The 14,851-nt window shown below is 63.2% G+C and carries 9 protein-coding genes and 1 pseudogene; 5 read left to right on the top strand and 5 right to left on the bottom strand.

From position 1 onward, the window contains the following. Window positions 1-204: 204 nt before the first annotated feature. A complete protein-coding gene (locus KHO49_RS03520; protein ID WP_102862849.1) occupies window positions 205-1,476 on the top strand; it encodes an O-acetylhomoserine aminocarboxypropyltransferase/cysteine synthase family protein in 1,272 nt (423 codons plus the stop codon). A gap of 121 nt (window positions 1,477-1,597) precedes the next feature. Beyond that, the gene (locus KHO49_RS03515; RefSeq protein ID WP_213664623.1) at window positions 1,598-2,092 is read left to right on the top strand and encodes a DUF2165 family protein; all 495 of its coding nucleotides are present in this window, start codon (window positions 1,598-1,600) and stop codon (window positions 2,090-2,092) included. A gap of 73 nt (window positions 2,093-2,165) precedes the next feature. On the opposite strand, the gene putP is transcribed toward KHO49_RS03515, so the two are convergent. Then, on the bottom strand, window positions 2,166-3,650 hold the full coding sequence (gene putP, locus KHO49_RS03510; RefSeq protein WP_213664622.1) for a sodium/proline symporter PutP: 1,485 nt from the start codon (window positions 3,648-3,650) through the stop codon (window positions 2,166-2,168). Window positions 3,651-4,116: 466 nt separating this feature from the next. Here putP and putA point away from each other — a divergent pair, with 466 nt between their 5' ends. Together putA and KHO49_RS03500 are read left to right on the top strand one after the other, a co-directional pair. Further along, window positions 4,117-8,070 carry a trifunctional transcriptional regulator/proline dehydrogenase/L-glutamate gamma-semialdehyde dehydrogenase gene (putA, locus tag KHO49_RS03505; protein ID WP_123391373.1) on the top strand — a complete coding sequence of 1,318 codons (3,954 nt, stop codon included), beginning with the start codon at window positions 4,117-4,119 and terminating at the stop codon, window positions 8,068-8,070. Between the two features lie 276 nt (window positions 8,071-8,346). Beyond that, entirely contained in the window at window positions 8,347-10,149 is a 1,803-nt protein-coding gene (locus KHO49_RS03500; protein ID WP_170004065.1) for an acyl-CoA dehydrogenase, read from the top strand. Between the two features lie 159 nt (window positions 10,150-10,308). Here KHO49_RS03500 and KHO49_RS31450 read toward each other — a convergent pair whose 3' ends face one another. The 4 genes and pseudogenes from KHO49_RS31450 to KHO49_RS03485 form a co-directional block, all read right to left on the bottom strand. Then, a complete protein-coding gene (locus KHO49_RS31450; RefSeq protein ID WP_371826196.1) occupies window positions 10,309-11,040 on the bottom strand; it encodes a methyl-accepting chemotaxis protein in 732 nt (243 codons plus the stop codon). 135 nt (window positions 11,041-11,175) lie between these two features. Further along, window positions 11,176-12,084, bottom strand: a pseudogene (locus tag KHO49_RS31445) (HAMP domain-containing protein); the annotation flags it as partial. Between the two features lie 280 nt (window positions 12,085-12,364). Further along, a complete protein-coding gene (locus KHO49_RS03490) occupies window positions 12,365-12,667 on the bottom strand; it encodes a cell division protein ZapA (RefSeq protein ID WP_102862843.1) in 303 nt (100 codons plus the stop codon). Then, the gene (locus KHO49_RS03485) at window positions 12,664-12,894 is read right to left on the bottom strand and encodes a hypothetical protein (protein ID WP_102862842.1); all 231 of its coding nucleotides are present in this window, start codon (window positions 12,892-12,894) and stop codon (window positions 12,664-12,666) included. Before KHO49_RS03485 ends, KHO49_RS03490 begins: the two co-directional genes overlap by 4 nt. Window positions 12,895-13,205: 311 nt before the next feature. Here KHO49_RS03485 and KHO49_RS03480 point away from each other — a divergent pair, with 311 nt between their 5' ends. Next, window positions 13,206-14,831 carry a methyl-accepting chemotaxis protein gene (locus KHO49_RS03480; protein ID WP_110595414.1) on the top strand — a complete coding sequence of 542 codons (1,626 nt, stop codon included), beginning with the start codon at window positions 13,206-13,208 and terminating at the stop codon, window positions 14,829-14,831. Window positions 14,832-14,851: the final 20 nt, after the last annotated feature.

The raw sequence follows: 14,851 nt of genomic DNA, 5'->3' as shown, positions 1-14,851 counted from the left end.
GACGGCCGCCCCGTTCCCGGCAAGCCAGCGCCCCCTTGCCCATCCGCCGCGCCTATTGGACACTGACGCGCCCGCTCGCGGCCAAGCGGCGGGCACATCAAGCGGTTGCTGGCGACTCAGACACACGGGACCACTGACTGCTGCGCGGGCACACGACCTGCCTGGCTGTGCTCATAAAACGGATTGCTACTGAGTCGAGGATTTATGAAAGACGCAACGATTGCGCTGCACCATGGATTCAAGTCGGACCCGACCACCAAGGCCGTGGCCGTGCCCATCTACCAGAACGTCGCCTTCGAGTTCGACAACGCCCAGCACGGGGCGGACCTGTTCAACCTGGATGTGCCCGGCAACATCTACACCCGCATCATGAACCCCACCAACGATGTGCTGGAACAGCGCATGGCCGCCCTGGAAGGCGGGATCGCCGGGCTGGCGGTGGCGGCTGGCAGCGCGGCGATCCACTACGCGATCCAGACCCTGACCCAGGCCGGGGACAACATTGTCTCCACGCCCCAGCTGTACGGCGGTACCTACACCCTGTTCGCCCACCTGCTGCCCAGCTTCGGGGTCGAAGTGCGCTTCGCCCGGGACGATTCGCCAGAGGCCATCGCCGAGCTGATCGACGACAAGACCAAGCTGGTGTACTGCGAAAGCATCGGCAACCCGGCGGGCAACATCGTCGACATCGAGGGCCTGGCCCAGGCCGCCCACGCCCGCAACGTACCGCTGATGGTGGACAACACCGTGGCCACGCCGATCCTGTGCAAGCCGATCCAGTTCGGCGCCGACATCGTGGTGCACTCGGTGACCAAGTACGTCGGTGGCCACGGCAACTCCCTGGGCGGGGTGATCGTCGACAGCGGCAACTTCCCCTGGGCCGAGCATCCGCAGAAGTTCGCCAGCCTCAACACCCCGGAGCCGGCCTACCACGGCGTGGTCTACACCGAGAAGTTCGGCCCGGCTGCCTTTATCGCCCGGGCCCGCACCGTGCCACTGCGCAACACCGGCGCGGCGCTGGCACCGATGAACGCCTTCCTCCTGCTACAAGGCCTGGAAACCCTGGCCCTGCGCATGGAACGCCACACCGACAACGCCATCCGGGTCGCGCAGTTCCTCAAGGACCACCCGCTGGTGGCCTGGGTCAGCTACGCCGGCCTGGCCGATCACCCGCACCATGAACTGGCGCGCAAGTACATGCAGGGCAAGCCGTCGGCGATCCTGTCCTTCGGCCTAAAAGGCGGCTATGCCGCAGGCGTGCGTTTCTACGACGCCCTGCAGATCTTCAAGCGCCTGGTCAACATCGGCGACGCCAAGTCCCTGGCCTGCCACCCGGCGTCCACCACTCACCGGCAGATGAACGAACAAGAGCAGGCCAAGGCCGGCGTCAAGCCGGAGATGATCCGCCTTTCGGTCGGCATCGAGGCCATCGAGGACCTGCTCGAGGACCTTGACCAGGCGCTGAAACAAGCCTGATTCATCGGCCCTGGCAGCAGACGCCAGGGCCATCCCCCCAAATCCCCCCAGCGCGTTGGCACCGACGCATCCAACCCTAACCAGCCCCCAGGATCATTACTCACCCGCAAAGGAACCCAACATGATTGTGCGTTACGTAAAAATCACCATGACCCTGGCAGTGGCGGCGTTCGCCTTGCTGGTGGCTTACAACAACATCAGCGACTACGACTCCAACTTCGCCTTTGTCCAGCACGTACTGAGCATGGACAGCGTCTTCCCCGGCAACACCGCCACCGACCGCGCCCTGACCCTGCCCCTGCTGTGGAATGTCGGCTACTGGCTGATCATTACCGGCGAGGCCCTGACCGGGGTATTGCTGGTCGTTGGCGCCTTGCACCTGTGGCTGGCGCGACACGGTGTCGCCAGCTACTTCAACCGGCGCAAAGGCTGGGCCATTGCCGGCTTCTGCCTGGGCTTCTGCGTCTGGTTCTTCGGCTTCATGGTGGTGGGTGGCGAGTGGTTCATGATGTGGCAATCCCAGACCTGGAATGGCCAGGACGCGGCCTTCAAGTTCTACATGGCGATCCTTGGCGTGTTGATCTTCCTCAACCAGCCGGACGCTGAACTGCACTAAAAAAAACGGCCCGCTGCGGTGACGCAGCGGGCCGTTTTCATTGCCCCGAACGATCAGGGCAGGATTTGCGCACTCAGTGGTTGAGCTTGAAATCCTTCTCGGCCGCTTCAAAACGCTGAACCATGCCAGCGCTTGGTGCACCCATCTTGCTCACCAGCACGATTGCCAGGCTGGCGAAGATGAAGCCCGGGATGATTTCGTACAGACCCAGCAGAGCGAAGTGTTTCCACAGGATCACGGTGACGGCACCGACGATGATCCCGGCCAGCGCGCCGTCGCGGGTCATGCCCTTCCAGAGCACCGAGATCAGCACCACAGGACCGAACGCCGCACCGAAGCCGGCCCAGGCGTAGCTCACCAGGCCCAGCACGCGGTTTTCCGGGTTGGCGGCCATGGCGATGGCGATCAGCGCCACCACCAGCACCATGGCGCGACCGACCCATACCAGCTCAACTTGGGAGGCGTGCTTGCGCAGGAAGGCTTTATAGAAGTCTTCGGTCAGGGCACTGGAGCACACCAGCAACTGGCAGCTCAGGGTACTCATCACCGCCGCCAGAATGGCCGACAGCAACACACCGGCTACCCACGGGTTGAACAGCAGCTTGGCCAGTTCGATGAACACACGCTCAGGGTTCTCGGTCACGGGACCGGCCACTTCAGGATGCGCCGAGAAGTAGGCGATACCGAAGAAGCCCACGGCCACGGTGCCGCCCAGGCACAGGATCATCCAGGTCATGGAGATGCGACGGGCGTTGGCGATCGACTTCACCGAATCCGCCGCCATGAAACGCGCCAGGATGTGCGGCTGACCAAAGTAGCCCAGGCCCCAGCCCATCAGCGAGATCACGCCGATAAAGGTGGTGTTCTTGAGCATGTCGAAGCTGGTCGGGTCCTTGGCTTCGATCGCCAGGAAGGTGGTATCGACGCCACCGGTGGCCAACAGCACGATGATCGGGGTCAGGATCAACGCGAAGATCATCAGCGTAGCCTGCACGGTATCGGTCCAGCTCACCGCCAGGAAGCCACCGACAAAGGTGTAAGCAATGGTCGCCGCCGCGCCAGCCCACAGCGCCGTCTCGTAAGGCATGCCGAAGGTGCTTTCGAACAGACGGGCACCGGCCACGATGCCGGAGGCACAGTAGATGGTGAAGAACACCAGGATCACCACCGCGGAGATGATGCGCAGCAAGCCGCTTTTATCTTCGAAACGGCTGGAGAAGTAGTCCGGCAAGGTCAGAGCATCACCGTTGTGCTCGGTCTGCACCCGCAGACGACCGGCAACGAACAGCCAGTTCAGGTAGGCACCGACGATCAGTCCGATGGCGATCCAGCTCTCCGACAGACCCGACATGTAGATAGCGCCCGGAAGGCCCATCAGCAGCCAGCCACTCATGTCGGAAGCACCAGCGGAAAGCGCGGTCACCACGCTGCCCAGGCTGCGGCCGCCAAGAATGTAGTCGGAAAGGTTGTTGGTGGAGCGATAGGCCATGAAGCCGATCAGCACCATTGCTGCGATGTAGATCACGAACGTGATCAAGGTTGGATTGCTTGCACTCATTTGAGTTACGCCCTGGCTTTGTTTTTATGTAGCGGCGGTCAGCAGTACCGTCACCCAGCTTTTACAGTTTGGAAGACGATCGGCTATCGCGCACGTTTTATGACCAATGTTTCCCCAGGAAAGCCATTGGCCGATGAACCGAGTCGCAAAAGACAGGTTGCACCTTGGGCGCGAATCCTATTCAACAAATTAAACAAGGTGCAACCAGTTTCATCCAATTAAGTTGCACCTTGTCGCATTTACCGACGACGACAACTTTTTTGCTCCTTTTTGGAGCAAGAAATCCACCCGCCAGAATTAAATGCACCAAGGCAATACGGGAGCCAGGAGGCAATATTGATTTCCTGACGAGCTGCTATTTATTCCGGCGAAAAAAGGGTTGCACCCGGTTGCACCTATTTCGGCGCACGGATAATCTTGCCGCCAGCTGATGCCACACGTGCGTGGCAAACATGAGGATAAAAATATGGCTACCACCACCCTCGGGGTCAAACTCGACGACCCAACCCGCGAGCGCCTCAAGGCTGCTGCGACCTCGATCGATCGTACGCCGCACTGGCTGATCAAGCAGGCGATTTTCAATTACCTGGAAAAACTCGAGGGTGGTGCAACCCTGACCGAGCTGAGCAGTGTCACCACCAAGGACGGCGACGACGCCGGCGACGTGCTGACCGATCACGCTCACCAATGCTTCCTCGAATTTGCCGAGAGCATCCTCCCGCAATCGGTGCTGCGCGCCTCGATCACCGCTGCCTACCGCCGCCCGGAACCGGAAGTGGTGCCGATGCTGCTGGAGCAGGCGCGTCTGCCGGCCGCCACCGCCGAAGCCGCCAACAAGCTGGCCGCCTCGATCGCCGAGAAGCTGCGTAACCAGAAGAGCGCCGGCGGCCGTGCCGGTATCGTCCAGGGCCTGCTGCAGGAGTTCTCCCTGTCGTCCCAGGAAGGCGTGGCACTGATGTGCCTGGCCGAGGCCCTGCTGCGCATCCCCGACAAGGGCACCCGTGACGCACTGATCCGCGACAAGATCAGCACCGGCAACTGGCAGCCGCACCTGGGCAACAGCCCGTCGCTGTTCGTCAACGCCGCCACTTGGGGCCTGTTGCTCACCGGCAAGCTGGTGTCGACCCACAACGAGGCCGGCCTGACCTCCTCCCTGAGCCGCATCATCGGCAAGAGCGGCGAGCCGATGATCCGCAAGGGCGTGGACATGGCCATGCGTTTGATGGGCGAGCAGTTCGTCACCGGCGAAACCATCGCCGAAGCCCTGGCCAATGCCAGCAAGTTCGAAGCCAAGGGCTTCCGCTACTCCTACGACATGCTCGGCGAAGCGGCACTGACCGAGCACGACGCGCAGAAATACCTGGCGTCCTACGAGCAGGCCATCCACTCCATCGGCAAGGCCTCCCACGGTCGCGGCATCTATGAAGGCCCGGGCATCTCCATCAAGCTCTCGGCGCTGCACCCGCGTTACAGCCGCGCCCAGTACGAACGCGTGATGGAAGAGCTGTACCCGCGCCTGCTGTCGCTGACCCTGCTGGCCAAGCAATACGACATCGGCCTGAACATCGACGCCGAGGAAGCGGACCGCCTGGAGCTGTCCCTGGACCTGCTGGAGCGCCTGTGCTTCGAGCCGCAACTGACCGGTTGGAACGGCATCGGCTTCGTGATCCAGGCTTACCAGAAGCGCTGCCCGTACGTCATCGACTACGTCATCGATCTGGCCCGCCGCAGCCGTCACCGCCTGATGATCCGCCTGGTGAAAGGCGCCTACTGGGACAGCGAGATCAAGCGCGCCCAGGTCGAAGGCCTGGAAGGCTATCCGGTCTACACCCGCAAGGTGTACACCGACGTTTCCTACATCGCCTGCGCACGCAAGCTGCTGTCGGTGCCGGAAGTCATCTACCCGCAGTTCGCCACCCACAACGCCCACACCCTGTCGGCGATCTACCACATTGCCGGTCAGAACTATTACCCCGGCCAGTACGAGTTCCAGTGCCTGCACGGCATGGGTGAACCGCTGTACGAGCAAGTGGTGGGCAAGGTCGCCGATGGCAAGCTGAACCGTCCGTGCCGCGTGTACGCACCGGTCGGCACCCACGAAACCCTGCTGGCCTACCTGGTCCGCCGCCTGCTGGAAAACGGCGCCAACACCTCCTTCGTCAACCGCATTGCCGACCAGTCGATCTCGATTCAAGAGCTGGTGGCCGACCCGGTGGCGCAGATCGAGCAGATGGCCACCCTGGAAGGCGGTTTCGGCCTGCCGCACCCACGCATTCCGCTGCCGCGTGACCTGTATGGCAGCGAGCGCGCCAACTCCGCCGGCATCGACATGGCCAACGAACACCGCCTGGCGTCGTTGTCCTGCGCCCTGCTGGCCAGCGCCCACAACAACTGGAAAGCCGCGCCAATGCTCGGTTGCGCCGCCAGCAGCGAAACCCCGGCGCCGGTCCTCAACCCGTCGGATCATCGCGATGTGGTCGGTCACGTCCAGGAAGCCACGATCGAAGACGTCGACAACGCCATCCAGTGCGCGCTGAACGCCGCGCCGATCTGGCAGGCCACGCCGCCGGCCGAACGCGCCGCGATCCTGGAACGCGCCGCCGACCTGATGGAAGCCGAGATCCAGCCACTGATGGGCCTGTTGGCCCGCGAGGCCGGCAAGACCTTCGCCAACGCCATCGCCGAAGTGCGTGAAGCCGTGGACTTCCTGCGTTATTACGCGGTGCAGGCCCGCAATGACTTCAGCAACGACGCCCACCGTCCGCTGGGTCCTGTGGTGTGCATCAGCCCGTGGAACTTCCCGCTGGCGATCTTCAGCGGCCAGGTCGCCGCCGCCCTCGCCGCCGGCAACCCGGTACTGGCCAAGCCGGCCGAACAGACCCCGCTGGTGGCAGCCCAGGCCGTGCGCCTGCTGCTCGAAGCCGGGATTCCCGAAGGCGTGCTGCAACTGCTGCCGGGCCAGGGCGAAAGCGTCGGTGCCCGCCTGGTCGGTGACGAGCGCGTCAAGGGCGTGATGTTCACCGGTTCCACCGAAGTCGCGCGCCTGCTGCAACGCAACATCGCCGGGCGCCTGGACAACCAGGGTCGGCCGATCCCGCTGATCGCCGAAACCGGTGGCCAGAACGCCATGATCGTCGACTCCTCGGCCCTGACCGAACAAGTGGTCATCGATGTGGTGTCCTCGGCCTTCGACAGTGCCGGCCAGCGTTGCTCGGCCCTGCGCGTGCTGTGCCTGCAGGAAGATTCCGCCGACCGCGTGATCGAAATGCTCAAGGGCGCCATGGCTGAAAACCGCCTGGGCAACCCGGAGCGCCTGTCGGTGGACATCGGCCCGGTAATCGACGCCGAAGCCAAGGCCGGCATCGAGAAGCACATCCAGGCCATGCGCGACAAAGGTCGCAGCGTGTACCAGATGGCCATCGCCGACAGCGAAGAATGCAAGCGTGGCACCTTTGTCATGCCGACCCTGATCGAACTGGAAAGCTTCGATGAACTGCAGCGCGAGATCTTCGGTCCGGTGTTGCACGTGGTGCGCTACAAGCGCAAGGACATCGACCAACTGATCGCCCAGATCAATGCTTCCGGCTACGGCCTGACCCTGGGTGTGCACACCCGGATCGACGAAACCATTGCCAAGGTGGTGGACAACGTCAACGCCGGTAACGTCTACGTCAACCGCAACATCGTCGGTGCCGTGGTCGGCGTGCAGCCGTTCGGCGGCGAAGGCCTGTCGGGCACCGGCCCGAAAGCCGGCGGTCCGCTGTACCTGTACCGCCTGCTGTCGACCCGTCCGGTGGATGCCATCGAGCAATCCTTCGTTCGCGCCGATGCCGCCAACGCCCCGGACCTGCGCCTGCGCGAAGCCCTCGGCAAGCCGCTCAACGCCCTGCAAGCCTGGGCCGAGAGCAGCAAACTGGTGGAACTGGCGACCCTGTGCAAACAGTTCGCCAGCCAGTCGCAAAGCGGTATCACCCGCCAGCTGAACGGCCCGACCGGCGAGCGCAACAGCTACGCCATCCTGCCCCGCGAGCACGTCCTGTGCCTGGCGGAGGTCGAGGGCGACCTGCTGACCCAACTGGCGGCCGTACTGGCAGTCGGCGGTTCGGCAGTCTGGCCGGAAAGCGACCTCAGCAAGGCGCTGTTCGCCCGTCTGCCCAAGGACGTGCAAGCACGCATCCAGCGGGTGGCGGATTGGACCAAGGACGACGTGGTATTCGACGCGGTCCTGCATCACGGCGACTCTGACCAACTGCGCGGCGTTTGCCAGCAAGTGGCCCAGCGTGCCGGAGCCATCGTCGGCGTCCAGGGCCTGTCCCAGGGCGAGACCGCGATTGCCCTGGAGCGCCTGGTGATCGAGCGCGCCCTGAGCGTCAACACCGCAGCGGCCGGCGGCAACGCCAGCCTGATGACCATCGGCTGAAGCCGATAGTCAGCAGCATGGAAAAGAGCGCCCTCAGCGGCGCTCTTTTTTTGCCCGATGCAATGTCCTGCAGCCGCTGCCGCAGGCTGCGATCGGCCGCAACGGCCGTAGCAATTTCATTGCCGCCAAAGTCCCTGCGGGACTTATCGCAGCCTTCGGCAGCGGCGACAGGGGCTGTGCCTGTTTGGCATCTTTATCACCCAGATCAATCTTGCTATTCAGCCTTTATTCACGCGCCTAGACTCAGCCCATTCCCTAGCCAACAGGTATGCCGCCATGTCCGAGACGCTGCTCAGTTCCCGCAATCTGGCTTTCGAACTGTATGAGGTGCTCGACGCCGAGGGCCTGACCCAGCGCGAGCGGTTTGCCGAGCACAATCGCGAAACCTTCGATGCCGCCCTGGGCACCGCGCGCAACATCGCCGAGAAGTACTTCGCCCCGCACAACCGCAAGGGCGATGAACACGAGCCGCGCTACGAAGACGGCCAGGCGGTGCTGATCCCTGAAGTGAAACCGGCGGTGGACGCCTTCCTCGAAGCCGGCTTTCTCAATGCCGCACGCAGTTTCGACGCGGGCGGTATGCAGTTGCCGACCCTGTTGTCCCAGGCCTGCTTCGCCCACTTCCAGGCCGCCAACGCGGCCACGACTTCCTACCCGTTCCTGACCATGGGCGCGGCCAACCTGATCGAGAGCTTCGGCACCGACGAACAGAAACAGCGCTTCCTGCAGCCCATGATCGATGGCCGCTTCTTCGGCACCATGGCCCTGACCGAGCCCCATGCCGGCTCGTCGCTGTCGGATATCCGCACCCGCGCCGAACCGGCTGCCGACGGCAGCTACCGGCTCAAGGGCAACAAGATCTTCATCTCCGGCGGCGACCACCCGCTGTCGGAAAACATCGTGCACATGGTCCTGGCCAAGCTGCCGGACGCGCCGCCCGGGGTGAAGGGCATTTCCCTGTTTATCGTGCCCAAGTTCCTGGTCAACGATGACGGCAGCCTGGGGCCGCGCAACGATGTGCTGCTGGCCGGGCTGTTCCACAAGATGGGCTGGCGCGGCACCACTTCCACCGCGCTGAACTTCGGCGATAACGGTAATTGCGTGGGCTATCTGGTGGGCAAGCCCCATCACGGCCTGAGCTACATGTTCCAGATGATGAACGAAGCACGGATCGGCGTCGGCATGGGCGCGGTGATGCTGGGTTATGCCGGCTATCTGTATTCATTGGAATACGCTCGCGAGCGTCCGCAAGGTCGCCTGCCGGACAGCAAGGACCCGACCACCGCACCGGTTGCGATCATCCAGCACGCCGATGTGCGCCGCATGCTGCTGACCCAGAAGGCCTACGTTGAAGGCGCCTTCGACCTGGGGCTGTATGCGGCGCGGCTGTTCGATGACACCACCACCCTGGCCAGCGAGGCCGAGCGCCAGCAGGCCCATGAACTGCTGGACCTGCTGACGCCCATCGTAAAGTCCTGGCCTTCGGAGTTCTGCCTCAAGGCCAACGAGCTGGCGATCCAGATCCTCGGTGGCCACGGCTACACCCGGGAATACCCGGTGGAGCAGTACTACCGCGACAATCGCCTGAATCCGATCCATGAAGGCACCCACGGCATCCAGTCCCTGGACCTGCTGGGGCGCAAGCTGGCGCAGAACGGCGGCGCCGGGCTCAAGCGCCTGATCCGCCTGATCGCCGAGGCGGGCGAGCGGGCCCGCGCCCATGCGTCGCTGGATGCCCTGCGCCTGCCTCTGGAGCAACTGGTGACGCGCCTGCAGAGCGTGACCCTGGGTCTGCTGGGCGACTTGGCCAGCGGCAAGGTCACGGCGACCCTGGCCAACTCGGCGCTGTATCTGAAGGCCTTCGGCCACGCGGTGATCGGCTGGCGCTGGCTGGAACAGGCCATCAGGGCCGAGGAAGGACTGGCGCGAGGCCATGCCGGGGACCGGGATTTCTATCACGGCAAACTGCAGGCCGCGCGCTACTTCCTGACCTGGGAAGTGCCGGGCTGCCAGCATGAACTGACCCTGCTGGAAGCACGGGACGCCACCTGCCTGGAGATGCAGGACGCCTGGTTCTGAGGCCGAGGCGGCCTGTCACACCGCAGCGCTGTTCGCTGGCAAGCCAGCGCCTACCAGAAGGCTCACTCCACACCTGTGGGAGCCGGATTGCCGGCGAAAGCGTCAGGCCTGGCACTGCGCGGCCCGAGGTTCGCTGGCAAGCCAGCTCCTGCAGGCTGGTCAGTGCAGCTTGAAACCACCCACCTGGCGCGCCAGGTCTTCGGCCAGGCGCTGCAGGGTCTGGCAATCCTCACGACAGGTGTGCACTTCAGCCGCGGTGGCCCGGGCCAGTTCGGAAATGCCCTGAACATTGCGGTTGATCTCTTCGGTCACCGCCGACTGTTCTTCCGTGGCAGTGGCGACCTGCTGATTCATGTCGCTGATACGCTCCACCTGCCCGGTGATCGCCGTCAGTGAGGCCCCGGTCTGCTGGCTGGACTGAACCCCGGTGCCGGTGGCCGATTGCCCCGCATGCATCGAGGACACGGCGTTCTCCGCCCCCTGCTTGAGGCCCTGGATCATCTGCTGGATCTCATCGGTGGAGGTCTGGGTACGCTGGGCCAGGGTCCGGACTTCATCGGCCACCACCGCAAAGCCACGGCCCATTTCCCCGGCCCGAGCCGCCTCGATGGCAGCGTTGAGGGCCAGCAGGTTGGTCTGTTCGGAAACCCCGCGGATCACCGCCAGCACCTGATCGATAGAGGCCACCTGTTCCGCCAGTTCGCCCACGGCACCGGCGGCCAGAGCGATTTCACCGGACATGCTCTCGATATGCCGAATCGAACCGCCCACCACGTCCTGGGCCTGCTGGGCTTCATCCCGGGCCGCCTGGGAAGCGTCCGCCGCCTGCCCGGCATTGCGCGCAATGTCCTGCACGGTAAGCCCCATCTCATGTACCGCAGTGGCCACCATGTCGGTCATTTCCTGCTGCCGGCCGGAGCGCTCGGCGGTGTTCTCCACCACCGCCGCCACCTGGCTCACCGAGGAACGCAGGCGTTCGGTGGTGGCCAACACCTCACCGATCATGCCGCGCTGGCTGTCGAGAAAACGGTTGAAACCCCGGGCCAGATCCCCCAGCTCGTCGGCACGGCTGGCATCCAGGCGCAGGGTCAGGTCGCCACCGCCGCTGCCGATGGCCACCAGCCCTTCGGTCACCTGTCGCACCGGGCGTACCAGGCCACGGGCCAGCAGTACAACCAGCAATAGGCAGACGCCGGCGATGCCCAGGCCGATCAGACTGGTGAGCCAGATCGCCCGGTGCGCCTCGGCGTAAATCTGCGCCTGCGGCACCTCGGCCACCAGGCTCCAGCCAAAGCCGCGCAGTGGCAGGCTCAGGGCCAGGTAGTCTTCGCCGTCACGCTCGAAATGACTGCTGGTCAGTCCCTCGTGCCCCATCAGCGCCTCGGCGGCGGTCGCGCCGATCTGCTCGGACAACTGTCGCTTGCCACTGAATTCAGCGTCTGGATGCACCTGGATCAAACCATCGTTGCGCACCAGAAACACCCGGCCACGCTCACCAAAGCTGTAGTCGTGAATCAGCTGCGACAGCTCGGTCATGCGCAAGCCCAGGCCGGTGACCCCCACCAGCTCACCGTCTTTCTCGACCCGGTAGTTGATGAACAGCGCCAGCTCGCCACTGGCAACATCGACATCGATGTTCAGCACCCGCGGCTTGCCGCTGTCGATAAAGCGATAGAACCAGACATCCTTCGGATTATCCCGACTCAGGGTCCGGTCCAGGCCTTTCTGGTTGTAATAGTGATGGCTGAGCGGGCTGGCCATCATGGTGGTGAAGGCCTGGTTCTCGGCGCGGATGTCTTCCAGATAGCTGATGAAGCTCTGCGCCCGGGCCGGGTCTTCGCCTGCCGCCAGCCAGTCGCGCAGCATGCCGTTGCCGGCCAGGTCACGGGCGGCGGTCAGAGGCTGGGTCAGAATGCGTTCGATATCGTTGCGCATGGCTTCGATGCTCGAAGGCAGCGCCCTGTCCACCAGGTAGCTCTGGGTCAGGTGATTGATCAGCACCGTGTAGATCGCTACGACCACCAGCAGACTGACCAGCAGGGCCGAACCCATGCTGAGGATCAGTTGCCATTGAATACTGCGTCGCCAGAATTGCATGGAACACCTCTTTCTTATGGTTATAAGAGGCTGAGATACCGCGCCAGCCGCGGGAAGTTGTATACAAACAATGCTTCTGCTTGTCCAACTCATTACCCGCCAGCTGTGTGCACTTCCATCAATTCTGTTGAATGGTCTTGGCGATCACCTCGACGGTGGCGCTCACCTGCTCCTGATAACGCTCAAGCGCCTGGGCGTGCTGCTTTTTCATTTCTATCTGCTGCGAACACAGGTTCATCGCTGCCAGCACCAGCAGGCGCTCGCCAATCAGCGTCGGGTATTTTTTCTTGGTGTCGGCCAGGGCCGCCTTGAGCATCAGCGCGGCGTCCATGAGGGTCTGTTCCTCACCGGCCGGCGCCTTGATCGAGTAATCCTCGCCCAGGATCGAGACCACCTTCACCCCATCGATGTGATGTCTCATGGGTTGGCCGGGCTCGCACTGACGCGCTCAACCAGAGCCTGGATGCGGGCGGCGGTAGCGCCTTGTTTTTCTTCCTGCTCCATGAGGCTCAACTGCAGGCTTTCGTTTTCATCCTTGGCCTGGGCCAGTTGCTCCTTGAGGGTTTCGTTCGTGCCGAGCAGCTCCTGGTTCTGTACCACCAGGTCACTGACCAACTGTTCCAATTGGCTGAGGGATGCTTCCAACATTTTGATCTTCCGGGCTGTTTGCAAAGGGCGCGTACGATAAAGAAAAGTCACCTTGGATACCAGGGATATCCAGGCGCAAGGCCTTGATTTTACTGGCGATGACCCTCACGCGAGAGCTGTTAGAGACTGTCATTCGCGCCTCGGGTTCCTGACGTTCGGTCGGATGCTTCGGAGTTTTACGAATTATCCCAACAGGTGGTCAGACTTTTCTGAAAGCGCTCCTGGCGATTCAAGAAGCGTTTTTTCAACGCGATAGCACAGGTACTTCCCTGACCCAAACGCGCAAGCCGCGCACATCCGAGGTAGGTTCAATGTCCCTGCGCACCCTGAATATCGCTCCGAGAGCATTCCTCGGCTTTGCCGTGATCGGTTGTTTGATGCTGTTTCTCGGGATCTTCGCTCTGAGTCAAATGAGCAAGATCCGCGCAGCGACCGAACGCATCACCCAGGACACCATTCCCAGCATCAAGAGCGTCGACGACTTCACCCAACTGAGCCTGCGCCTGCGGGTCCAGGCCTACCGGCTACTGCTCAACCGCGACCCCGAGGAACAGCAAAAGACCCTGGACTCCATCAGCCAGCGCAACCAGAAAATCGATGAAACCCGGGCCCGCTACCAGGAGCTCATCAGCAGCCCGGAAGAGCACGCCGCTTACGATCAGTACATGGAACTGCTGACCCACCACCGCCAACTGGAAGGCCAGTTGATCGAGCTGTCGCACAACAACCAGCTCGAAAGCATGCAGCAGCTGCTGAACACCGAGCTGATGGCCAGCGCCGAAAAGATCAACGCCCTTCTCAATCAACTGGTGGACATCAACACCCAGTACTCCAGCGCCGCCGATCAAGACGCGGCCGAGCAATACGCCACCGCCTTCAACCTGGTGGTGACGCTGCTGGTCATGGCCACCGCCCTGACCCTGGTATTTGCCTGGCGGCTGATTCGCAGCATTACCCTGCCGATCGACAACGCCCTGCATGCGGCCGAAGCGATCGCCGAAGGCAACCTGACCCAGCCGATCACCGTGGATGGCCGCGACGAAGCCGGCCGCCTGCTGCAGGCCATGTTGACCATGCAGGAAAAACTGCGGGACACCCTGCAGCGCATTTCCGGTTCCGCCGGCCAACTGGCCTCGGCCGCCGAGGAGCTCAACAGCGTCACCGACGAAAGTGCTCGTGGCCTGACTCGACAGGACAATGAAATCGAGCAGGCGGCTACCGCGGTCAATGAAATGACCAGCGCCGTGGAAGAAGTCGCGCGCAATGCAGTGAGCACTTCCGAAGCTTCGCAAAACGCCACCCAATCCGCCGGGGACGGACGGGACAAGGTGCAAGAAACCGTCTCGGCCATCGAACGCATGACCGGTGACGTGCAAGACACTGCCAGCCTGATCGGCGAGCTGGCCAACGAGTCCCGGGACATCGGCAAGGTACTGGACGTGATTCGCGGCCTGGCCGACCAGACCAACCTGCTGGCCCTCAACGCCGCCATCGAAGCCGCCCGTGCCGGCGAGGCCGGCCGCGGCTTTGCCGTGGTTGCCGACGAAGTCCGCGCCCTGGCGCACCGCACCCAACAGTCCACCAGTGAAATCGAACGCATGATCGGCAGCATCCAGAGCGGCACCGAGCAGGCGGTGGAGTCGATGCGCAACAGCACCGAACGCGCCGACTCGACCCTGAACATCGCCCGCAGCGCCGGCCAGTCCCTGGACACCATCAACAGCGCCATCAACGAAATCAACGAGCGCAACCTGGTCATTGCCAGCGCCGCCGAAGAACAGGCCCAGGTGGCTCGGGAAGTGGATCGCAATCTGGTGAACATCCGCGACCTGTCGGTGCAGTCCACCACCGGTGCCAACCAGACCCGCTCCGCCAGCAGTGAACTGTCGATCCTGGCCGCTGACCTGAACAATCTGGTGACCCGCTTCCAGCTGTAAACCCCCTTCTCCCGGCTCCA

Origin of the sequence: Pseudomonas sp. RC4D1 (genome assembly GCF_018390395.1) — a bacterium.
Lineage (GTDB): Bacteria > Pseudomonadota > Gammaproteobacteria > Pseudomonadales > Pseudomonadaceae > Aquipseudomonas > Aquipseudomonas danubii.
Note: the sequence above shows the minus strand (reverse complement) of the source record. Positions and strands in the feature narration are given on the sequence as shown.